This window comes from Saccharothrix obliqua (assembly GCF_019375475.1).
In the GTDB taxonomy this organism is placed as follows: domain Bacteria; phylum Actinomycetota; class Actinomycetes; order Mycobacteriales; family Pseudonocardiaceae; genus Actinosynnema; species Actinosynnema obliqua.
The window spans coordinates 1,176,323-1,196,435 of record NZ_JAHXGQ010000001.1 but is presented as its reverse complement, the minus strand read 5'-3'; the positions used below and the strand labels follow the sequence as shown (position 1 = coordinate 1,196,435).

General features: G+C 72.3%; 21 protein-coding genes. 5 read left to right on the top strand and 16 right to left on the bottom strand.

Annotated elements, in window-relative coordinates:
* Positions 1–45: 45 nt before the first annotated feature.
* Positions 46–342 carry an acylphosphatase gene (locus KZQ38_RS05750; RefSeq protein WP_219439068.1) on the bottom strand — a complete coding sequence of 99 codons (297 nt, stop codon included), beginning with the start codon at positions 340–342 and terminating at the stop codon, positions 46–48.
* A gap of 37 nt (positions 343–379) precedes the next feature.
* Between KZQ38_RS05750 and KZQ38_RS05745 the strand changes: the two genes are divergently transcribed.
* The 3 genes from KZQ38_RS05745 (at position 380) to KZQ38_RS05735 (ending at position 2,239) form a co-directional block, all read left to right on the top strand.
* Positions 380–1,084 carry a CAP domain-containing protein gene (locus KZQ38_RS05745; RefSeq protein WP_308258254.1) on the top strand — a complete coding sequence of 235 codons (705 nt, stop codon included), beginning with the start codon at positions 380–382 and terminating at the stop codon, positions 1,082–1,084.
* A 12-nt stretch (positions 1,085–1,096) separates the two neighbouring features.
* Complete coding sequence (locus KZQ38_RS05740) at positions 1,097–1,633, top strand: hypothetical protein (RefSeq protein WP_219439066.1); 537 nt, start codon at positions 1,097–1,099, stop codon at positions 1,631–1,633.
* A 111-nt stretch (positions 1,634–1,744) separates the two neighbouring features.
* Positions 1,745–2,239 (top strand): hypothetical protein, encoded by a 495-nt coding sequence (locus tag KZQ38_RS05735; RefSeq protein ID WP_219439064.1) that lies wholly within the window; start codon positions 1,745–1,747, stop codon positions 2,237–2,239.
* Between the two features lie 4 nt (positions 2,240–2,243).
* Here KZQ38_RS05735 and KZQ38_RS05730 read toward each other — a convergent pair whose 3' ends face one another.
* Both KZQ38_RS05730 and KZQ38_RS05725 read right to left on the bottom strand, forming a co-directional pair.
* A complete protein-coding gene (locus tag KZQ38_RS05730) occupies positions 2,244–2,804 on the bottom strand; it encodes a GNAT family N-acetyltransferase (RefSeq protein WP_372452208.1) in 561 nt (186 codons plus the stop codon).
* A 39-nt stretch (positions 2,805–2,843) separates the two neighbouring features.
* The gene (locus KZQ38_RS05725; protein WP_219439062.1) at positions 2,844–3,521 is read right to left on the bottom strand and encodes a response regulator; all 678 of its coding nucleotides are present in this window, start codon (positions 3,519–3,521) and stop codon (positions 2,844–2,846) included.
* 255 nt (positions 3,522–3,776) lie between these two features.
* Here KZQ38_RS05725 and KZQ38_RS05720 point away from each other — a divergent pair, with 255 nt between their 5' ends.
* Positions 3,777–4,214, top strand: a complete 438-nt coding sequence (locus KZQ38_RS05720; protein WP_219439060.1) for a MarR family winged helix-turn-helix transcriptional regulator — start codon at positions 3,777–3,779, stop codon at positions 4,212–4,214.
* A gap of 30 nt (positions 4,215–4,244) precedes the next feature.
* On the opposite strand, the gene mutM is transcribed toward KZQ38_RS05720, so the two are convergent.
* The 10 genes from mutM to KZQ38_RS05670 form a co-directional block, all read right to left on the bottom strand.
* On the bottom strand, positions 4,245–5,108 hold the full coding sequence (mutM, locus tag KZQ38_RS05715; protein ID WP_219439058.1) for a bifunctional DNA-formamidopyrimidine glycosylase/DNA-(apurinic or apyrimidinic site) lyase: 864 nt from the start codon (positions 5,106–5,108) through the stop codon (positions 4,245–4,247).
* 9 nt (positions 5,109–5,117) lie between these two features.
* Entirely contained in the window at positions 5,118–5,336 is a 219-nt protein-coding gene (locus KZQ38_RS05710; RefSeq protein WP_219439056.1) for a hypothetical protein, read from the bottom strand.
* A 5-nt stretch (positions 5,337–5,341) separates the two neighbouring features.
* Positions 5,342–6,142, bottom strand: coding sequence for a ribonuclease III (gene rnc, locus KZQ38_RS05705; RefSeq protein WP_219439054.1), 801 nt, complete (start codon positions 6,140–6,142; stop codon positions 5,342–5,344).
* Between the two features lie 28 nt (positions 6,143–6,170).
* The gene (rpmF, locus tag KZQ38_RS05700) at positions 6,171–6,353 is read right to left on the bottom strand and encodes a 50S ribosomal protein L32 (RefSeq protein WP_219439052.1); all 183 of its coding nucleotides are present in this window, start codon (positions 6,351–6,353) and stop codon (positions 6,171–6,173) included.
* 2 nt (positions 6,354–6,355) lie between these two features.
* Positions 6,356–6,943 carry a YceD family protein gene (locus KZQ38_RS05695; protein WP_219439050.1) on the bottom strand — a complete coding sequence of 196 codons (588 nt, stop codon included), beginning with the start codon at positions 6,941–6,943 and terminating at the stop codon, positions 6,356–6,358.
* Positions 6,944–7,061: 118 nt separating this feature from the next.
* Complete coding sequence (locus KZQ38_RS05690) at positions 7,062–7,790, bottom strand: DivIVA domain-containing protein (RefSeq protein WP_219439048.1); 729 nt, start codon at positions 7,788–7,790, stop codon at positions 7,062–7,064.
* Between the two features lie 188 nt (positions 7,791–7,978).
* A complete protein-coding gene (coaD, locus tag KZQ38_RS05685) occupies positions 7,979–8,461 on the bottom strand; it encodes a pantetheine-phosphate adenylyltransferase (protein ID WP_219439046.1) in 483 nt (160 codons plus the stop codon).
* A 37-nt stretch (positions 8,462–8,498) separates the two neighbouring features.
* The gene (gene rsmD, locus KZQ38_RS05680; protein ID WP_219439044.1) at positions 8,499–9,071 is read right to left on the bottom strand and encodes a 16S rRNA (guanine(966)-N(2))-methyltransferase RsmD; all 573 of its coding nucleotides are present in this window, start codon (positions 9,069–9,071) and stop codon (positions 8,499–8,501) included.
* A gap of 97 nt (positions 9,072–9,168) precedes the next feature.
* Entirely contained in the window at positions 9,169–10,251 is a 1,083-nt protein-coding gene (locus KZQ38_RS05675) for an MBL fold metallo-hydrolase (protein ID WP_219439042.1), read from the bottom strand.
* A 122-nt stretch (positions 10,252–10,373) separates the two neighbouring features.
* Entirely contained in the window at positions 10,374–13,751 is a 3,378-nt protein-coding gene (locus tag KZQ38_RS05670) for a pyruvate carboxylase (protein WP_219439040.1), read from the bottom strand.
* Between the two features lie 421 nt (positions 13,752–14,172).
* Between KZQ38_RS05670 and KZQ38_RS05665 the strand changes: the two genes are divergently transcribed.
* A complete protein-coding gene (locus KZQ38_RS05665) occupies positions 14,173–15,561 on the top strand; it encodes a coiled-coil domain-containing protein (protein ID WP_219439038.1) in 1,389 nt (462 codons plus the stop codon).
* 182 nt (positions 15,562–15,743) lie between these two features.
* Here the strand turns inward: KZQ38_RS05665 and KZQ38_RS05660 are convergent, their stop codons facing one another.
* The 3 genes from KZQ38_RS05660 to KZQ38_RS05650 are packed head-to-tail and all read right to left on the bottom strand — an operon-like array spanning position 15,744 to position 20,108.
* Positions 15,744–16,544, bottom strand: a complete 801-nt coding sequence (locus KZQ38_RS05660) for an SCO4651 family lipoprotein (protein ID WP_219439036.1) — start codon at positions 16,542–16,544, stop codon at positions 15,744–15,746.
* Between the two features lie 19 nt (positions 16,545–16,563).
* Positions 16,564–17,214 (bottom strand): hypothetical protein, encoded by a 651-nt coding sequence (locus tag KZQ38_RS05655; protein ID WP_219439034.1) that lies wholly within the window; start codon positions 17,212–17,214, stop codon positions 16,564–16,566.
* Between the two features lie 2 nt (positions 17,215–17,216).
* On the bottom strand, positions 17,217–20,108 hold the full coding sequence (locus KZQ38_RS05650) for a helicase-related protein (RefSeq protein WP_219439032.1): 2,892 nt from the start codon (positions 20,106–20,108) through the stop codon (positions 17,217–17,219).
* Positions 20,109–20,113 lie beyond the last annotated feature (5 nt).

The following is a 20,113-nucleotide window of genomic DNA, read 5'->3' as shown; positions in this document are numbered from 1 at the left end:
GGCACGCCGCCACGTGGCCCGCGGACCCACCGCGACCAGCGGTTTTCAGCGCTCCACGAAGCCGGTCAACCCGCCACGCGCCGCCGTCCACCGCTCCACGACGGAATCCACCCGGCCGGGTGCGCCGCCGGAGCGCAACGCGTCGACCAGCGCGCGGCACGCCGCCTCCGGCCCCTCGGCGTTGACCTCGACCCGGCCGTCCCGCAGGTTCGACGCGCTGCCGACCAGGCCCAGCTCAAGCGCCCTGGCCCGGGTCCACCACCGGAAACCGACCCCTTGGACGTGTCCGCGCACCCACGCGGTGAGCCGCACGTCCCGCTCTGCTCCAGCCACGGAACCCATCCTGACATTTCACCCGATAGTGGTACGGTGCGCGACCGTGACTGCGCGGCGCGTGAACCGACCCGTCGTGGGCGGACTCGTCGGGCTCCTGCTGGGCGCCGCGGGCGCGACCGGTGCGGCGTTCGCGAGCCCCGACCGGCTCGCCCCTTTCATCGCGCCCACCACAGCACAGGAGCCGCAGGTCGACAACCCGGGCATGGGTGGCGTCGGGTTACCCGCGCGCGAACCGGCCCCGAACACGCCCACGGCACCCACCGCCGCCGTTTCGCCCACCACGACGACGGTGGAAACCACGACCACCACGGCCGAGCCCACCACGACGACGGTGGAGACGACGACCGCGCCGACCACCACCGCCACACCGCCCAAGCCCGCGTCGGACGTGGAACGCGTCGTGAACCTGGTCAACGACGCACGCGCCGAGGCCGGCTGCGAGCCGCTGACGGTGGACGAACGGGCCGTGCGGTCCGCGCAGGGCCACAGCGACGACATGTCCGCCCGCGACTACTTCTCGCACACCACGCCGGAGGGGGTGGACTTCGCGCAGCGGATGCGCGAGGCGGGCCACCCCGGTCCGGGCGGCGAGAACATCGCGAAGGGCCAGCGGACGCCGGAAGCCGCCATGAAGTCGTGGATGAACTCGGACGGCCACCGCCGCAACATCCTGAACTGCGATTTCACCACCATCGGCGTGGGCGTGGCGACCGACGGCTGGTACTGGACGCAGAACTTCGGCTGGTAACGAGGAGCGCGTGTGACCGACGGGCTGTACGAGACACCGGAACCCGACCACCGCCGGTCGCGCGTGGCGCCGACCGCACTGCTGGCCGCCTCCGGCGTGCTGGTGGCGACGATCTTCGCGTCCGTCGCCTCGATCGCGGGCGCGACCGGCGAGAGCGCGTCACCGAGACCGACCACGCGCGAGAACGTGACGTCCCGCAACACCCTCACGACGGTGACGTCGACGCCCACGACGTCCGTCACGGCCACCACGACGTCGGAGAGCACCACGTCGTCCAGCGGGACGACGACCACCACGACCACGCCTCCGAGGCGACGCGTGACCACCGTGACCAACCCGGACGGCACGACGACCACCACGACCGTTGAGGACTCGGCACCGCCGCCGAAGGTCGAGCAGCCCACCACGACCACCACCAAGACGCCGGTGGTCACCACGACCACCACGCCGCCGGTGGACCCCACCTCGTCCACTCCGCCGCCCAGCGAGCCGCCGCCCGTGAGTGGAGCGGACGGGAGCACGCCCAACGAGGACGCCGCGGATCAGTGACGCTCCACCACACGAAGGTGTGGAGGATCGCTCGGATGATGCGGCGTCCCGCGCTTCTCGCCGATAACTCGAACAGTTGACCATCAAGCCGGGTTCCCACAGGGAGATGGTGTGTTCGAGCAAGATCGTCCGGCGGCGCCGAAGAGGAAGATCCCGTCGACGGCGCTGCTGGCGGGCGGCGGCGCGCTCGTCGCCACCGTCATCGTCACCCTGGCGTCCATGCTGGCCACGAACGGCGAGCCGGAGACCGCCCCGCCGCAGCCGCGCGCCGACCTGGAGGCGACCGCCGAGACCACGGTGCGCGTCGCCGCCGACGGCACCCCGTCCACGGTCGTGATCACGGTGTCCACGCGGGCCGGCAAACCGACCACCACCGAGCCGCCCGGCCCGGCGAAGCAGACGGGCGACGCCGCCGCCGCGCCGCGCCCGGTCGAGTCGCCGGCGCGGCCGACGGCGCAGGTGCCGGCACCGACCACCCGGACCGAGGAGGCCGCGCCGACGACGTCCCAACCGCAGAGCAACCCGCCGACGTCGTACCACCCGACCACCGAGCCGCCGTCGTCCGCCGCGACGACACCCGTGCCGACGTCGGAGGCGAAGCCGTAGCGGGCTACCAGACGTCGCCGCCGCGCCAGTCGCACGCGATCGGGCCGTCCAGGTCCGGCGCGGCGGTCACCGGCAGCACGAACAGGCCGCCGTCGTCGTCCGCGGTGCGCACCGGCCCGTCCGGGCCGAGCACCGACGTCGGCCCGCGCCACGGCACCCACCCGCGTGCGGCGTAGAAGTCCACCGCGTCCTCCGCCGCGCCCAGCGCGCCCACCTCGTACGCCCGCCGCAGCACGCCCTCCAGCGCGGTCATCACGGCCGCGCCGTGCCCGCGACCCCGCCGGTCGGCACGCACCGCGACGGCCTCCACGTAGCCCGTGCGCAACGCCCGACCGCCGGCCAGCAGCCGCCGCTGCACCACCGAACCGTGGCCGACGAGTTCGCCGTCCTCCCACACCAGGGCGTGCACACCGCCCAGCGCGTGGTCCCAGTCGTCGTCGCTGAACTCACCGTCGAACGCGTCGTCGCACAGCCGGCGTGCCGCCGCGAGCACCGCCGGGTCGATCTCGGCCGTGTGCGCCGTCGTGATCTCCATCAATCCGCCAATCCACTCGTTCGCCGTCATGATCACGCTACGTCGGCCGCGCAAGTGGAATGGCCCCCGTCACAGCTCGAACCGGTACCCCATGCCCGGCTCGGTCACCAGGTGCCGGGGGTGCGACGGCTCCGGCTCCAGCTTGCGGCGCAGCTGCGCCAGGTACACCCGCAGGTAGTGGGTCTCCTTCGCGTACTGCGGCCCCCACACCTCCTGGAGGAGCTGCCGCTGCGCGACCAGCCGACCCCGGTTGCGCGCCAGGACCTCCAGCAGGCCCCACTCGGTCGGCGTGAGGTGCACCTCCACGCCCTCCCGCACGACCTTCTTCGCCGCCAGGTCCACCGTGAACGACGAGGTCTCCACGACCGCGTCCTCCCCCTCGGTCACCGCGGAGCGCCGCACGGCCGCCCGCAGGCGGGCCAGCAGCTCGTCCATCCCGAACGGCTTGGTGACGTAGTCGTCGGCGCCCGCGTCGAGCGCCTCCACCTTGTCGGCGGAATCGGTGCGCGCGGACAGCACGATGATCGGCACCGACGTCCACCCGCGCAGGCCGGCGATGACCTCCGTGCCGTCCACGTCGGGCAGGCCCAGGTCGAGGACGACGACGTCCGGCTTGCCCTCGGCCGCGGCTTTCAGGGCGCCCGTGCCGTCGTGGGCGGTGAGCACCGAGTAACCACGCGCGGACAGGTTGATCCGCAACGCGCGCACGATCTGCGGTTCGTCGTCGACCACGAGCACCTTCGTCACGGTGTGACACTACTTCGGTCACGCGGTGAAGTGGCGGTAACGAGCGGGATTCTCACCTTCCTGATGGCGTCTTGACGCCCCTGAACAAGGCTTTTATGACGTTCTAACGCTTTGCTCACCGCACCGGTGCGGACAGCTTGAGTACATCCGGGTGCGAATGAATCAGTTCGCTGGACACCGGCGCGGCGATAGTGCGAATGTCCTGTCCGAATTCGGACGACTGCTCACGGTGGGTGAGCCGCGAGGAGGTCCTCGATGACCACAAGTGTGACCGACCAGGACGCGTTACAGCTCGTGGTCGCCGTGCACCGGCTGATCCGCAGCCTGCGCCTGTCCGCACCGGTGCGCCGGTTGCAGCCCACCCAGCTCCTGGTGCTGGCGGAGCTGGCCACGCAGGGACCGATGCGGATCGGCGAGATCGCGGTGCGGGCCCTGTGCTCGCAGCCGACGGCGACCACGGTGGTGACCGGCTTGGAATCCGGCGGTCTGGTGCGACGCGAGGCGGACCCGGCCGACGGGCGTGCCACGATCGTGGAACTGACCGGCGCGGGCCGCGAGACCATCGCGTCGCTCGCGCACGGCGAGGCGGAACTGCTGTCCCAGCGGTTGTCGCGCATGTCCGAAGAGGAACGCGACCACGTCCGCTCGGTCACGCCGCTGCTGCGCCGCCTCGCCGAACCGAAATCACGCTGAGCGGGCGACCGGGAACCGATCGCGCGGCGATCACGACGTGCCGCGTGGTCGGGGCTGGCAGCGCGGGCACGAGTAGGAAGACCGGTTCATGAACGGTTCGCGCACAATGGCCGTCCCGCACCGGGCGCACGGCTGGTTTTCCTGTCCGTAAACGTTCAGCGATCGGTCGAAGTACCCCGACTGCCCGTTGACGTTCACGTACAGCGCGTCGAACGACGTCCCGCCCTGCCCGAGCGCTTCCCGCATCACGTCCGTGGCGTGCGTGAGCAGTTCGGCGGCCTTCGGCCGGGTCAGGCGGTCGGTGGGCCGCAGGCTGTGCAGGCGGCTGCGCCACAACGCCTCGTCGGCGTAGATGTTGCCCACCCCGGACACCAGGGTCTGGTCCAGCAGCGCGCGCTTCACGTCGGTGCGCCGCCGCCGCAGCGCGGCCACCGCCGCGGCCGGGTCGAACAACGGGTCCATCGGGTCGCGCGCGATGTGCGCGACCGGTTCCGGCAGCGGCGTGCCGTCGACCTCCACCACCTCGGCGAGCAGGAGCCCGCCGAACGTCCGCTGGTCCACGAACCGCAGTTCCGAGCCGTCGTCGGCGAAGCGCACCCGGACCCGCAGGTGCTTCTCGTCGGGCGCGCCGACCGGCTGCACCAGCAGCTGGCCGCTCATCCCGAGGTGGGCGAGCACCGCGTCGCCGTCGGACAGGTCCACCCAGAGGTACTTGCCGCGCCGCCGGGCCGCGAGCATCGTGCGACCGGCCAACCGGGACGCGAAATCCACCGCACCGGGCAGGTGGCGGCGGATGGCGCGGGGGTGCAGGACCTCGACGGCGGCGACGGTCCGGCCGGCGACGTGCTCGTGCAGACCTCTGCGGACTACTTCGACCTCGGGCAGCTCGGGCACGTGCGGCGGTCAGTCCTCGGTCTCGTCCGCGGACTCCAGGTCCTCCAGCAGCTCGTACGCGGCGGCCTGGGGCTTGGTGGGCTTGAGCACCCAGCCACCGGCCTGCGCGGTGTCGCGGACCAGGACGAGGCCCTGGATGCCGCCGCTGCGGGTGGCGTTCAGCGGTCGGAGGGAGGAGTGGCGGTGGTCGCGCACGCGCCGGTTCGTCCGGACGTTCGTGGCATACATCGGCGTCAGTCTTCCTCGGTGGGTGAGGTCTGCGGCTTCGCCGAGCCCTTGGCGTGACCGTTCCCGGCAGCGGCTTCCTGCTCCGCCCGGACGCGCTCCGACAGCACGCGGTAGGCGGCCTCGGCCGCCTTCTGCTCGGCTTCCTTCTTCGTGCGACCGTCGCCGGTCCCGTGGGGCTGCCCGCCCACGAGCACCGTGGCGGTGAACTCCTTGCGGTGATCGGGGCCCTGGTCGTCGACCCGGTACTCGGGCACGCCCAGCCCCGCCGAGGCGGTGAGTTCCTGAAGACTGGTCTTCCAGTCCAACCCCGCACCCCGCAGCGGCGCCTCCGCCAGCAGCGGGTCGAACAGGTGGTGGACCAGTTGACGCGCGGTGTCGATGCCGAACTGGAGGTACACCGCGCCGATGACGGCTTCCAGGCCGTCCGCGAGGATGCTCGCCTTGTCCCTGCCCCCGGTCAGCTCCTCGCCGCGACCGAGCAGCAGGTGCCCGCCCAGGCCGTCGTCGCCCAGCCCGCGGGCCACGCCCGCCAGCGCGTGCATGTTCACCACGCTGGCGCGGAGCTTCGCGAGCTGACCCTCGGGCAGCTCGGGGTGCGTCCGGTACAGGTGGTCGGTGACGACCATCCCGAGCACCGCGTCCCCGAGGAACTCCAGTCGCTCGTTCGGCGGCAGGCCGCCGTTCTCGTACGCGTACGACCGGTGTGTCAGAGCGAGCGTCAGCAGCTCGGCGTCCAACTGGACGCCGAGCGCTTCGAGCAACGGGGCGCGGTCGGCGGACCGACCGCGCGACGACCTACCCCCCACTGTGCGGGCTACCTTCGCCTAGGAGGAATCAGGCCGACTGGACGACCTGGCGGCCGTCGTACTGGCCACAAGCCGGGCAGGCGACGTGCTGCGGCTTCGGCTGGCGGCACGCCCGGTTCGAGCAGGCCACCAGGTGCACGGCAGCGGTCTTCCACTGAGCGCGGCGCGAGCGCGTGTTCGAGCGCGACATCTTCCGCTTCGGGACGGCCACGACTAGTTCTCCTCTGGATTGTCACGATTCCCGCCGAACCGCTCCTGGAGAGCGGCCCAACGGGGGTCAATCGTCTCATGCCCGTGATCGGGGCCGAGATCGGCCAGCCTGCCGCCGCAGTCGACGCACAACCCGGGGCAGTCCGGCGAGCACAGCGGCACCTGCGGGAGGGCGAGCACGATGGCGTCCCGCACCACAGGTTCGAGGTCGACCAGGTCGTCGTGCAGCCGACTGACCTCGTCCTCCTCGGTGGTCTCGTCGGTGGTGCTGTCCGGGTAGGCGTACAACTCGGTCAGCTCCACCTCGACCTCGGCCGACAGCGGTTCCAGGCAGCGCGAGCACTCCCCTTCGACCGTCGTCGCGGCCGTGCCGGACACCAGCACGCCCTCGACCACCGATTCCAGCAGGAGGTCGAGTTCGACGTCGCCGCCCGGCGGCACCGCGATCACGCCGAGCAGGCCGAGGCCCGCCGCGGGGACCGAGCGCCGGAAGGTGCGGCTGGCGCCCGCGCGACGCCCGAGGTCCCTGGTGTCGATGACCCAGGGCCCGGTGGCTGCGGGACGCGCGGAGGCGTAGTGGTGTTCAGTCATGATTTCGGTGTTTGCCGTCGGGTGACTTACCACGACCAGCCGGTCAAGGGTACGGGACGAGGGGCGCGGACGTGAAATCGACCGGTCCGACGTCGTGCGGTCCGGAGGTCGTCGCAGGTCAGGAGCGCGCGGTCTCGTGGTAGTCGAACGGGGCCGCCGCACCCGTCACGGCCGGGCCGCGCAGGTGCGAGCGCCCCTTGCCGACCGAGCGGAGCGTGTGGGCGAGCAGGTCCTCGAAGTCGGCGAGCTTGCCGTCCACGTAGGCGTCGCACTCGCTGCGCAGCCGGGCCGCCTCCGCACGCGCCTCGTCCAGCACGCGCGCGGCCTCGGCGTGCGCGGCCCGCGTGACCTCGGTCTGGTCGACCAGCCGCGCCTGCTCGGCACGGCCCTCCTCCAGCGCGCGCTCGTAGTTGGCGCGGCCGGCCTGCACCATCCGGTCGGCCTCGGCGTGCGCGCGGCCCACCAGGTCCTCGTACTCCTGGCGGCCCGCCCCGATGGTGCGCTCGGCCTGGTCGGTCGCCTCGGCCACCATCCGCTCCGCGCGCGAACGCGCCTCGGACAGCATCCGCTCGGCCTCGTGCTGCGCCTCGGCGACCATCCGCTCCGCGTCCGAGCGGGCCTTGCTGGTGGCGGACTCCAGCTCGTGCTGGGCCTTGCCGATCAGCTCGTCGCGGTGGTCCAGCACGTCCTGGGCGTCGTCCAGCTCGGCCGGGATCGCGTCCCGCACGTCGTCGAGCAGTTCGAGCACGTCACCGCGCGGCACGACGCAGCCGGAGGTCATCGGCACGCCACGCGCTTCCTCGACGATCGTGACCAGCTCGTCGAGGGCCTCGAACACCCGGTACACGGCACACTCCCCACGCCCACACAGCGGTACCCGTCCTAGTGTGCCCTGCCGATCACCCGCTCGCGGGTAGATCGGCAAGGCGTGTCCCGGCGTCGGCGGGAGATGTCGACCATGACGCGGCCCGCGGCGGTGTGGTGACGGCCGGGTGGTGGTCCTCGTGCCGGCGAACGGTGCCCGCACGTGACCGGTCAGCGGCGCTCCGCGAGCCGGTGGGTGAGCCGCGCCATGATCGACGGCGGCAGCAGCGACGACACGTCGCCGCCGTACGTGGCGACGTCCTTGACCAGCGAGCTGGCCAGGAAGCTGTAGATGGGGTTGGTCGGCATGAAGAGCGTCTCGACGCCGGTGAGCTGGTGGTTCATCTGCGCCATCTGCAACTCGTAGTCGTAGTCGCTGACCGCGCGCAGGCCCTTCACGATGGCCCTGATGTCGTTCTCGCGGCAGTAGTCGACCAGCAGCCCGTGCCACGAGTCCACCCGCACGTTGGGCCACTGGGCGGTGACCTCGCGCAACATCTCGGTCCGCTCCTCGACCGAGAACAAGGTCTTCTTGTTCTTGTTGATGAGCACGGCGACGACGACCTCGTCGAAGAGCTTCGCCGCTCTCCCGATGATGTCCAGGTGTCCGTTGGTGGCCGGGTCGTAGGAGCCGGGGCACACGGCACGCGTCATGGTTTCGGACGGTAGCACCCGATCGGACGCGCCCCCTTCACTCGTGGTCCGCATCACCCGGGTACTCCGCCCAGAACAACGCCGTGTCCCCGTAACGCTTGCTGCGCAACGGTTCCAGCCCGGCCGGCCAGACCGGTTCGGCACCCCGCGCGGCCCGCTCCACGACCACCAGCGAGCCCGGCCCGACCCACCCGTTGCCGACGAGGTCGGCGAGCACCCGGCCGAGTTGCGCATCGGTGACCGCGTAGGGCGGGTCGGCGAGCACGACGTCGTAGGGCACGTCGGCGGGCGCGGAGACGGCGGCCTCGGCCGAGCGGTTGACGACGGTCGCGCCGGGCAGCCCGAGCGCCTTGGCGTTGCTCTTCAGGACGTCGGAGGCACGCTTGTCGGCTTCCACGAACGTGGCCGCCGCCGAGCCGCGCGACAACGCCTCGAACCCGAGCGCGCCGGAACCGGCGTAGAGGTCGAGCACCCGCGTGCCGTCGAGGTCGAGCACGGTTTCCAGCGAGCTGAACAACGCCTCCCGCACCCGCTCCGACGTGGGGCGCGTGCCGCGCGGCGGTACGAGCAGACGACGGCCACCGGCCGAGCCCGCGACGATCCTGGTCACCGCCCCATCCTCCCAGCCCGACCGGACCCCGCGCGCCCGACGCCCCCGGCCGAGCGGGTTCGGCGGACCGGAGAAGCCGACCCGCCGCGGTCCGCCGTCACGCCAGCGCCTGCCACCACCCGTCCACGGCGGGCGGGTCGGCCACGTCCACCCGCTCACCCGGCCGCGGCACCGCCAGCGGGACGTCCAGGGCCTTCGCCTCGCGCCACACCCGGTCCACCGGTTCGGTCCAGTCGTGGAACGCCAGGTTGAACGTCGCCCAGTGCACGGGGATCAGCAGCCCGCCCCGGACGTCGCGGTGCGCGGCCACGCCCTCCTCCGGCGTCATGTGGATGTCCGGCCACCCCGGCCCGTACGCGCCGATCTGGACCAGCGACGCGTCGAACGGCCCGTACCGCTCCCCGATCCGCCGGTAGCCGTCGAAGTAGCCGGTGTCACCGCTGTAGTACACGCGGTGCCGCGGCCCGATGACCGCCCACGACGCCCACAACGTCGGGTCGCGCCGCAGACCACGCCCGGAGAAGTGCTGCGCGGGCGTGGCGACCAGCCGCACGCCGGCCACCTCGTGGGACTCGTCCCAGTCGAGTTCGACGATCCGCTCCGCGGGCACCCGCCACCGCCGCAGGTGCGCCCCGATGCCCAGCGGCACGACGAAGACCGCCCGACCGGCCTCCGCCAGCACGCGCACGGTCGCGCGGTCCAGGTGGTCGTAGTGGTCGTGGGAGATGACCACCGCGTCCACCGGCCCGACCTCGCCGAGTTCGTGCGGCACGGGGTGCATCCGCTTCGGCCCCACCAACCGGGACGGCGAGCACCGCTCGCTCCACACCGGGTCGATCAGGATCCGCGCGCCGTCGATCTCCACCAAGGACGAGGCGTGCCCGTACCACGTGATGTGCAGCCCGTCCGCCGCGCCGACCGACGGCCGCACCAGGGGCACCTCGCCGACCGGGTGCCGCCGCTGGTCGCCGAACAGCAGCTCCCGCACCGTTTCCGCCGCACCGCCGGACGGCATGGTGCGGGTGGGCGCGGGGTTGCGGAACTTGCCTGCCCGGTACTGCGGTGAACGCCGCACGCGCTCCCCGCCCGGCCGCCCGCCCAGCGCGGCCGGCACGTCGCGCAACGCCCACGCGACCGCGCCCGCCGTCACGCCGAGCAGCGTTGCGGTGACCTTCTTCATGGCTCCTCCAACGGCTTCGGCCGGCAACCGGTTCCCGAGGCCCGGTTGATCGACCGGTCGGGTGAACCGCCGCGGGCCGGGCGCCCCGAGGGGACACCCGGCCCGCGGCCGACCAGGAGCGGTCAGTCCAGGACGATCAGCAGGTCGCCGCCCTCCACCTGCTGCACGCCGCCCACGGCGAGGCGCTTGACCACGCCCGCCCTCGGCGCGGTGATCGCGGCCTCCATCTTCATGGCCTCGATGGTCGCCACCGTCTGGCCGGCGTCGACCTGCTCGCCCTCCTCGACGTTGGGCGTGACCACGCCCGCGAACGGCGCGGCGACGTGGTCCGGGTTGCCCCGGTCGGCCTTCTCCGCCACCGGCACCTCGGCCGCGATGGACCGGTCGCGCACCTGGATCGGCCGCAGCTGCCCGTTCAGCGTCGCCATCACGGTCCGCATACCGCGCTCGTCGGCCTCGCCGATGGCCTCCAGCCCGATCAGCAGCCGGACGCCCGGCTCCAGGTCGACCGAATACTCCTCACCCGGTCGCAGGCCGTAGAAGAAGTCCTTGCTCCGCAGCACGCTCGTGTCGCCGTACGCCTCGCGATGCGCCAGGAACTCCTTGGTCGGCGCGGGGAACAGCAGGCGGTTGAGGGTGGCGCGGCGCGACCGCACCAGGCCCTCCTCGTCCTCCGGCGTCAGCTCGGCGACGCGCTTGGGCGCGGTGCGCCCCTGCAACGCCTTGGTGCGGAACGGCTCCGGCCAGCCGCCGGGCGGGTCGCCCAGCTCGCCGGACAGGAACCCGACGACCGAGGCGGGGATGTCGAACCGGTTCGGCTCCGCCTCGAAGTCCTCCGGCGACACGCCCGCGCCGACCAGGTGCAGCGCCAGGTCGCCGACCACCTTGGAGGACGGCGTCACCTTCACCAGCCGACCCAGGATGCGGTCGGCCGCGGCGTACATGGCCTCGATCTCCTCGAACTTCTGCCCGAGGCCGAGCGCGACCGCCTGGGTGCGCAGGTTGGACAGCTGCCCGCCGGGGATCTCGTGGCGGTACACGCGGCCGGTGGGACCGGGGATGCCGGACTCGAACGGCGCGTACACCTTGCGCACGGCCTCCCAGTACGGCTCCAGGTCGCACACCGCCCGGAGGTCCAGCCCGGTGGCGTGCTCGGTGTGGTCGGTGGCCGCGACGATCGCCGACAGCGGCGGCTGCGACGTGGTGCCCGCCATGGACGCCGCCGCGCCGTCCACCGCGTCCACACCGGACTGGATGGCCGCGAGGTACGTCGCGAGCTGGCCGCCCGCCGTGTCGTGCGTGTGCAGGTGCACGGGGAGGTCGAACTCCTTGCGCAGCGCGGTGATGAGCCGTGCCGCGGCGGGCGGGCGCAGCAGGCCCGCCATGTCCTTCACGGCCAGCACGTGCGCGCCCGCGCCCACGATCTGCTCGGCCAGCTTCAGGTAGTAGTCGAGCGTGTAGAGGCGCTCCTCCGGGTCGGACAGGTCGGCCGTGTAGCACAGGGCCACCTCGGCGACGGCCGTCCCGGTCTCGCGCACGGCCTCGATGGCGGGCCGCATCTGCTCGACGTCGTTGAGGGCGTCGAAGATGCGGAAGATGTCGATGCCGGTCTTGGTGGCCTCCTCGACGAACGCGGTGGTCACCGCCTCCGGGTACGGCGTGTAGCCCACCGTGTTCCGGCCGCGCAGCAGCATCTGGAGGGTGATGTTGGGCACGGCCTCCCGCAGCGCGGCGAGCCGTTCCCACGGGTCTTCGGCGAGGAAGCGCAGCGCCACGTCGTAAGTCGCGCCGCCCCACGCCTCCAACGACAGCAGTTGCGGCGTCATGCGCGCCACGTGCGGCGCGACGGCCAACAGGTCCTTGGTGCGCACACGGGTCGCCAACAGCGACTGGTGCGCGTCGCGGAACGTGGTGTCGGTGACGGCGAGGGTCTTGGACTCGCGCAGCCACCGCGCGAAGCCCTCCGGCCCGAGTTCGGTGAGCTTCTGCCTGGACCCGGCGGGCGGTTCGGCGGCCAGGTCGATGACGGGCAGCTTGTCCTTGGGGTCCACGGCGGACGGGCGCGGGCCGTTCGGCTTGTTCACCGTCACGTCCGCCAGGTACGTCAGCATCCGCGTGCCGCGGTCGGCGGAGTGCCGGGCGGTCAGCAGGTGGGGCCGCTTCTCGATGAACGACGTGGTGACGCGGCCCTCGTAGAAGTCCGGGTCGTCCAGCACCGCCTGGAGGAACGGGATGTTCGTGGACACGCCCCGGATGCGGAACTCGGCGACCGCGCGGCGGGCGCGGGCGACGGCGGCGGAGAACGTGCGACCGCGGCAGGTCAGCTTCACCAGCATGGAGTCGAAGTGCGCGCCGATCGCGGTGCCCGCGCCGGTCGTGCCGCCGTCCAGCCGGATGCCGGAGCCGCCGGGCGAGCGGTAGGCGCTGATCATGCCCGTGTCGGGGCGGAACCCGTTGGCCGGGTCCTCGGTGGTGATGCGGCACTGGAGGGCCGCGCCGCGCAGTTGCACGGTGTCCTGGCTGAGGCCGAGGTCGTCCAGGGTCTCGCCGGACGCGATGCGCATCTGGGACTGCACCAGGTCGACGTCGGTGACCTCTTCGGTGACCGTGTGCTCCACCTGGATGCGGGGGTTCATCTCGATGAAGACGTAGTTGCCGTTGGGGTCGAGCAGGAACTCGACGGTGCCCGCGTTGCGGTAGCCGATGTGGCGGGCGAACCGCACGGCGTCGCCGCAGATCCGCTCGCGCAGCTCCGGCGACAGGTTCGGGGCGGGCGCGATCTCGATGACCTTCTGGTGCCGGCGCTGCACCGAGCAGTCGCGCTCGAACAGGTGCATCACGTGGCCCTCGCCGTCGGCGAGGATCTGCACCTCGATGTGGCGGGGTTCCACCACGGCCTGCTCCAGGAACACGGTCGGGTCGCCGAACGCGGACTCCGCCTCGCGGGAGGCCGCTTCCAGCGCCTCGCGCAGCGCGGCGGGCTCGTCCACCTTGCGCATACCGCGGCCACCACCGCCCGCGACGGCCTTCACGAACACCGGGAAGTCGATGTCCTCGGCGGCGGCCAGCAGGGTGTCGATGTCGCTGGACGGTTGGCTCGACCTGAGCACCGGCAGGCCCGCCTCGCGGGCGGCGGCGATGGCGCGCGCCTTGTTGCCGGTCAGCTCCAGCACGTCGGCGGGCGGGCCGACGAACGTGATCCCGGCCTCGGCGCACGCCTTGGCGAGTTCCGGGTTCTCCGACAGGAAGCCGTAACCGGGGTAGACCGCGTCCGCGCCCGCCTTGCGCGCGGCCTTGATGATCTCCTCCACGGACAGGTAGGCGCGCACCGGGTGACCGGGCTCGCCGATCTCGTAGGACTCGTCGGCCTTCAGCCGGTGCAGCGAATTCCGGTCCTCGTGGGGGAAGACGGCAACCGTGCCGGCGCCCAGCTCATAGGCAGCGCGAAAAGCCCGGATCGCGATCTCGCCGCGGTTGGCGACAAGAACCTTGCGGAACATTCGGCGTTCCCTCCCAGGTCACTCGGCGGTCAATCAAGGCACGCTACCGTGCACGTCCCGCCCCTCGGGAGTTCCATCTCACGTGACGGACGTCATCGTGATCGTTCACTCATCCGGTCAAGGGCTGCGCCACCCGGGACGACCCGAGGATTGTCCCTTGCCGGACCGCCCGGCGCACCTCTCTGCCGAAGTGCTCACACTCCCGGCCGTGGACGTTCCGGTGAGTTCACGCTCGTTCACCCCTTCGAGCGACTTGCGGCACGCTCGAACACGTGTTCGAATAGACGCAACGTCGCAGGTCTGAGTACCTCCCACCACTGGTGGCGGTGTCATCGTCAGGAGCGGACGATCACCGAGCCGTTACACTGCGTTCGCTGTATCGGGTGACGGACCGTGTCGACTTCTCGGTAGGGTTGGGTGCATGGCCGGGGCTGAAGGGACTGGGCAGCCTGCTGCCCGCACCCACTTCGACGTTGTTCTGCGCGGTTACAACCAGCGGCAGGTCAACGAGCGCGTGACACGTCTCGAGTTCGACCTCAAGAACTCCACGAGATCACGCGACGCGGCCGTGGCCCAGGTGACCGAGCTGACCAAGGCGCTCAACAGCACCCGCGCCGAGCTGGACAAGGTCAAGTCCCAGCTGACGAGCCTCGCCAACAGCCCGGTCAACGCCTCCAACGTCACCGAGCGCGTCCAGGTGATGATGACCCTCGCCGAGGAGGAGATCGCCGACATCCGCCAGGCCGCGGTCGACCAGGCGAACGCCACCAGGGCCGAGGCCGAGCGGTTCGCCGCCGAGGGCCGTGCCGCCCACCAGCGGGCCATGGGCGAGCTGGAGGAGCGCCGCAAGCAGTTGGAGTCCCGCCACCAGCAGCGCGCCGCCGAGCTGGAGCAGCAGTACCAGGACCGCCGCGCGGAGTTGGAGCGGTCGCACGAGGAGCTGCGGGCCAAGCTGTCCGCGGAGCACGAGGCACTGGTCGCCGAGGCGACCGCGGAACGCGAACGCGCCGCCGCCGACCACGAGGCCAAGGTAGCCGCCCTCGACGCCCGCCGCGTCGAGCTGGACGCCAAGTACAAGGGCTACCACGACGACTTGGACAAGGAGTACGACGAACTCCGCACCACGCTCCGCAAGGAGCACGAGGCACACGTGGTGGAGGCCAAGGCCCAGGCGGCGAAGCTGCTGGAGCAGGCGCGGGCCGAGGTCGACGCGCTGAAGGCCGAGTCGGCGAAGCAGGTCGCCGAACTGGAGTCGGAGGCGCTGGCCAAGGCGGAGAAGGCCGTCGCCGACGCCAACGCGTACGCGGAGAAGACCACCACCGAGGCCGACGAGAAGGCCAAGCAGACCGTCACCGAGGCCGACGCCAAGGCCGAGCAGACCGTCACCGAGGCGAACGCCAGGGCAGAGCAGACGGTGGCCGAGGCGAACGCCAAGGCCGAACAGACCATCGCGGACGCGAACACCAAGGCCGAGCGAACCATCGCGGACGCGGACGCGAAGGCCGAGCAGACCGTCACCGAGGCGAACGCCAAGGCGGAGCAGACGATCGCCGACGCGGACGCCCACGCCGACCGCCGCATCACCGCCGCGGAGCGCAAGCTCACCGAGATGCACTCGGCGCACCAGGCCCTGACCGAGCAGTTCACCGCGGCCCAGGAGGCCGTCCGACGAGCGGTCGCCACGCTGGCGCCCCTGGACCTGGCCGCCGTGGACGCCGAACCGACCACCACGCCGACTCAGGACCCCGAAGGCGACGACCCGACCGGCGAACAGCCGACCGCGCAACTCCCGGTCCCCCAGGCGAAGTAGCCCCACCGGCCCCAGCACACCCACCGGGCCACCGGCAGCAGCGACCAACAGCGTCCCCTGCCTCGACCCATTCCGGCCGCGTCCGTCCGCGCGCAAAACCCACCCAGACCGCGGAACCCGCTTCCCCTGGAAGCCGGCGAACCGCACAGCCATCACCACAAGGCGTCCGCCGCCACCACCGGCTACTTGGGGAGCTGGTCGGCCGGCACGACCTCGGCCGCCGGCGGGGCGGTGACGTCGACCGGCTCGCCCCACCCGCTGAACCGCGTGGTGGACTGCTTGACCACCTTGCCGTTCAGCTCGAACCGGTACTCCGCCTTCAGCGGCGCGGAGGTGTCGTCCACCCAGGCGGTCGCGCGGATGGTCACGCCGTACTCGGCCAGTTGCGTGTGCTGGAGCTGGATGTCCGGGTCCTCGATGGCCTTCGCCATCTTCATCGGGTCCACCACCAGCTCGTACCGCGTGGTCGGGACGCCGTCCAGCTGCTCGCCCGCGCGGTTGGCGATCAGGGCGGCACGCGGCTGCACGTAGTCGAGTTCCGCCCCGACCTTCCCGCTCGGACCGAAACCACGCAGCAGGGCGTCGACCTCACCACCGCTCTGCGGCGAGTAGAAGCCCCACTTCTTGCCCTCGGGCATCGGGGCTCCCTCGACGTGCACGTACAAACCGTCCCGGGCGACCACCAGGTCCATGTCACGGGTCTGGCCGCCGGTGGTGACGCGCATCCGCATGGCGGCGGTGACGCCGTCCGGGTCATGGCGCAGCACGCCGTCCACGATGCTGCGCACCTCGGTCGCGTCACCGTCCGAGGCGAAACCCTCGGTGTGGAACCGGGCCGTCTTCAGGTCGGACCGGCGCTGCTCGACGTGTTCGGCCAGCACGGCCAGGTCGCCCTTCGGCGGCGTGGTCGGCGGTGCCGCCGCCTCACCGGACGAGCACGCGACCAGCGCGAACGGGACCAGGGCGAGCAGCAGACGGCGCACAGTGGGCCGACGATACCGCTCAGCCGACCAGGACCTGCCACTCGGGTCGCAACGGCGGCAGCACCAAACCCTCCTGCGCCAGGAAATCCGCCCGCCAACGGCCGATCTCGCGGGCCGAACGCAGGTAGCAGACCGTCGCCGCCACCACGCACCCCACGGCCAGCACCGCGGCGATCCCCGCCGGCCACCCGTCGTCACGCCACGCCCGCACCGCCGCCAACACCGGCAGCACCAGCACGGCCACGTCCAGCAACCGCCCCAGCAGGTTGCGCCACCACGGCCGGGTCGTCACGCGCACCCCGGCCGCCACCGCGGTGTCGTACTCGTCGGGCCCGTGCTCACGCAGCCGCGTCGCCTCCGCACGGCGGTCGCGCACCTCGACCAGCACACCCCACGACGTCGCCACGCCCAACGCCAGCAGCAGCACCGTCACGAGCTGGTACCCCCACGGCGCGCCCAGGTTCGCCCCGAACGACGCGAGCGCCGCGCCCAGCATCAGCACGCCCGCCTTCTTGCGCTCCGCCAGGTACCTCGTCGCCAACCACGCGGGCAGCAGCGACTCCACCACCATCCCGCGGACGTCGGGCCGGTCGTCCCGCAGCGCCCGCAGCTCGGCGCGCGCGTAGGCGATCTCCAGGGCACGGGCACGGGCTGGCGACAGTGGGCGCATGGCTATGCCTTCTCCAGGTATTCCGCCCGTTCCGCGTCGAGCAGGCCCTGCACGAGCGACGCGAGACCGGGGTGCCGGTCCAGGTCCGGGTCGTCGTCCACGACCCGCTGCGCGACCACCCGGGCGTCGGCGATCACGTCCTCGTCACGCAACAGCGACAGCATCTTCAACCCCGACCGCGTGCCCGACTGCGCCGCGCCGAGGACGTCGCCCTCGCGACGCAGCTCCAGGTCGAGCTGCGCCAGCTCGAAGCCGTCCAGGCTGGACTCGACCGCGCGCAGCCGCGCCATCGTCGGCGTGCCCCCGGGCAGCTCGGTGACCAGCAGGCACAGGCCCGGCGCGCTGCCCCGGCCGACCCGACCGCGCAGCTGGTGCAGCTGGCTCACGCCGAACCGGTCCGCGTCCATGATCACCATGACGGTGGCGTTGGGCACGTTCACGCCGACCTCGACCACGGTCGTGGCGACCAGCACCTGCACCTCGTTGCCGGCGAACGCCCGCATCACGGCGTCCTTCTCGTCCGGCGGCATCCGGCCGTGCAGGACGTCCACCCGCAGGCCGCGCAACGGGCCCTCGGCCAGGCGCTGCGCCACGTCCACCACGGCCAGCGGCGGCCGGCGGTCGGCACCGTCCTCCTTCGGCGGCTCGTCGCCGGACGGGTCCTCGGCCTCGCCGTCGCCGATGCGCGGGCACACCACGTACACCTGGTGGCCCTTGCCGACCTCCTCGCGGATGCGCTGCCACGCCCGGTCCAGCCACGCGGGCTTCTCCGCCACCGGCACCACGGACGTGCTGATCGGCGAACGCCCCCGCGGCAGCTCGCGCAACGCGGACACCTCCAGGTCGCCGTACACGGTCATGGCGACCGTCCGCGGGATCGGGGTCGCGGTCATCACCAGCACGTGCGGCGTGGACCCGCCGGGCCGGGCGCTGAGCGCGGCCCGCTGCTCGACGCCGAACCGGTGCTGCTCGTCCACCACGACCAGGCCGAGGTCGGCGAACTCCACCTTGTCCTGGATCAGGGCGTGCGTGCCGACCACGATCCCGGCCTCACCGGTGACGATCTCCAGCAACGCCTTCTTCCGCTGCGCGGCGGGCATCGAGCCGGTCAGCAACGCCACCCTGGTCGCGTGCTCCGCGCCACCCAGCTCACCGGCCCGGGCGAGGTCGCCGAGCAGCTCCCGCAGCGACCGCGCGTGCTGCGCGGCCAGCACCTCGGTGGGCGCGAGCATGGCGGCCTGCCGGCCCGCGTCCACGACCTGGAGCATCGCCCGCAACGCCACCATCGTGTTGTGCGTGACGATGAAGTGGTCGGTCACGTAGAGCCGCGACGGGTGCGCGACCGCGATGCACTGCACCGGTTTCACACCCACGTACTCGACGCGCTCGACGTAGCGGGCGGGCGGCGCGGTGCGGTCCAGCGCGTCGCGGAACGGCGGGAACTCCTCCGGCAGCCGCACGGTCACCTCGTGCGTCTCGTAGCCGTACCGCACGACCCCGGTGCCGCCCAGCGACTCCGCCAGCTCGCTCACGTACTCGACCAGGTGGGTGGACTCGGTGCGGAACACCACGTCCGTCCCGTCGCACCGGCCGCCGGTGGTGAGCAGGCCCTGCAACAGCTCGTGCCGCTCCTTGACCGGCGCGAGTTCCACGCAGTCCACGTCCGGCGCGACGACCATGGGCAACCGCCAGCGCGACGGGTCGTCGTGGCGGAGCAGGTCCTCGCGGATCTCGCGGAGCGCGACGACCTCGCCCGCGTGCGTCGCCCACAGGTGGTCCAGGTCGCACTCGACGGACTTCCCGTCGGACAGCACCACCCGGTAGACCTCGCGCTCGCCCTGCGGGAACACGCCGGTCACGGTGGTGGCCGAGCCGTCCTGGGTGATCACCTCGGTGCCGATCTCGACGTCGCCCATCGGCACGAAGCCCTCGGTGGTGAGCACCAGCGCGTCCAGCGGCTGCGCCTTGCCCGAGCCCACCTCGCCCTGGAGCAGGCGGTTCATCGGGTGCTCGCCGGACAGGTCGAGCGCGATCCGCTCGCCCACCTCCCGCTGGCCGGCCGTCAGCTCGAACGGCAGCCGCGCGTCGAACGCGTCCCGCACCAGCCCCGGCACGGGCGGGCACGCGGGCGCGGGCCGGGCGGTCGCCGAGCGGCGGCGGCGTGCCAGGGCCAGCTGCACGGCCATCGCCTCGTCCCACTTGAGGCGCTGCTGCGCCACGGCGATCGCGGCCCACCCGTCCGGCCGGTGGATGTCCCGCAGCGCGCGCTCCAGCGGCACCAGGCCGTGCTCGGCACGCAGGTCGGCGGGCAGCGGGTCCTCCTCCTCGGGCACGCCGTCCCACACCGCGAGCACCTGCTCGACGCAGTTGGACACGTTCCACGACTGGATGCCCTGCGCCGCCGGGTAGACGGGGATGAACGCGCCCGCGAACCGCGCGACCGCGTCGCCCTCGGCACCTCCAGCGCCCTCCGGGTCCCCTCCGTCGAGCACCTGGTAGTCGGGGTGCGCGAGCTGGAGCTTGCCGTTGAACACGCCGACCTTCCCCGCGAACATCGCCTCCCGACCGGGCAGCAGCTCCCGCTCGACCTTCCGCGACCCGCGCCCGAAGAACACCAGGTGCAGGTCGGACGAGCCGTCGGTGATCACCGCCTCCAGCAGCTCCCCGCTGCGGCTCTTCATCCGCCGCTGGCGCGCGCTCTTCACGCGGGCCTGCACGGTGACGTGCTCGCCCAGCTCCAGCCCCTTGATCTCGGTGAGCTTGCCGCGCTCGTCGTACCGCCGGGGGTAGTGCCGCAGCAGCTCGCCGACCGTGGTCAGCCCGAGGCCGCTCTCCAGCGCGTCGGCGCTCTTCTTCCCGAGCACCGACACCAGCTTTTCGTCGAAGGTCGTCATCCCGG